1 protein-coding gene is annotated in these 1,535 nt (G+C 65.1%); it reads left to right on the top strand.

All coding sequences use genetic code 11. From position 1 onward, the window contains the following. The first annotated feature begins 223 nt into the window (after positions 1 to 223). Positions 224 to 1,228, top strand: a complete 1,005-nt coding sequence (locus tag QZY48_RS10645) for a GAF domain-containing protein (RefSeq protein WP_295430838.1) — start codon at positions 224 to 226, stop codon at positions 1,226 to 1,228. Positions 1,229 to 1,535 lie beyond the last annotated feature (307 nt).

Raw genomic sequence — 1,535 nt, forward strand, 5'->3', positions numbered from 1 at the left:
AATCCGATCACGACAACGACAACGACAACGACGCCGGGCCCGTGAGAAGGTCCGGTCGCTGTAGGGCACGGGATCGGCGTCTAGACATCAGTTCTGATCGCACCCCCCCGGCCCGTCGCGCTTGGATCAATCGGTAAAGAATGCGTAAATTTACGCATATTTACTGGCTTGCGACGGGCGCTCAGGATAACTATGAAGATGATCCTGTCAACCGGAGTTCGTCATGGATACACCCTTGAGCCACACCCCTCCCGGGGCCGATTTGCTGGCACTGCTGCAGATCTCCCGCATCGTCAGCCGTGGGGATGATGCCGAGTCCCGTATCCAGGACATCCTCCGCTATCTGGCCGTGTCCCACCGGCTGGTGCGCGGACGGGTGCTGATCGCGGACCCCGACGCGCGGGAGATCTACGTCCGCTACGCCCACGGGCTGACCCCGGTGGAGGTGGGTTGCGGCCGCTACCGCGTCGGGGAGGGGGTGACGGGGCGGGTCTTTGAAACCGGCGAGGCCGTGTTGGTCGCCGACGTGCATCAGGACCCCGGCTTTCTGGCCCGCGTCGAAGACCGGGACGCAATCCCGCCCGAGCCGATCGCCTTTCTTGCCGTGCCCATCGTGCGTGAGCAGCTGCCGATCGGGGTCTTGGCCGCACTGTGCCGCTGCGATGAGGAGTGCTCCCCCCCGTCGGATCTCGCCTTGATGGAGATCATTGGGAGCCTCATCGCCCCGGTCCTGTGCGCCTCGGGTCAATCCCAGCCCTGGGTTTGCCCCATGACCGAGGGTTCCCGGACAGCCTGTTCCCCGTCCGTCTGGTCCCTCCCGCCCGTCCCTCCCGCCCGGGTCGCCGGGCGCGCCGTCGGCACCGGCCGCGGGGACCTGGATCGCACCAGCAGTGACCTGATGCTGCGCATGGCGCAGCAGCGCCACGGTGAGGGTCGGCTGCACCTGGCGGCCGGCATGTACCTGAAGGTTGTGGAACAGGAACCCGGAACCGATCAGGCGCAGGTCGCCGTCTCCAAGCTGTTGGAGATCGCCCACTATCACGAGAATAAGGGTAATGCCCGCCTCGCCGCGGATGTGCTCGAGCGGCTGCAGCGGGTACTCGACGGCAGCGTTGCGGCCGTCGGCCAGCGGTCGGACCCCTGGGGCGACGATGACTCCGGGTTCGGTCCCTGGAACTCCTTCCGTGACTCCAAGGGCTCCGGTGGAATCGGGGCGCGGGTTCGGTAGGGTTGCGCACCAGTACCGCGACGCGCAATTCCCGATACCCGTCTATTCTTGCGCCTGCTCAAGCCCCGCAGGGGCGCGATATACCAGCCCAGGGCACCGCCCTGGGATAGCGTTATTTATTCCGCTTAGCCCTGAAAGGGCGTGACATAAGGCGCCGCGCCGTTATGTCACGCCCTTTCAGAGGGTATAGACAAAATTAAGTCGTTGTCGTCATGCGTCGTAGAAGGATCCGCGCCTCAGTGAGCCAGACCCAGGCTTCGGACACGCACAGCAGGCGATCATGGTGCATGATCAAACGGCGTGCGCG

The organism is uncultured Thiodictyon sp. (genome assembly GCF_903828115.1).
In the GTDB taxonomy this organism is placed as follows: Bacteria; Pseudomonadota; Gammaproteobacteria; order Chromatiales; family Chromatiaceae; genus Thiodictyon.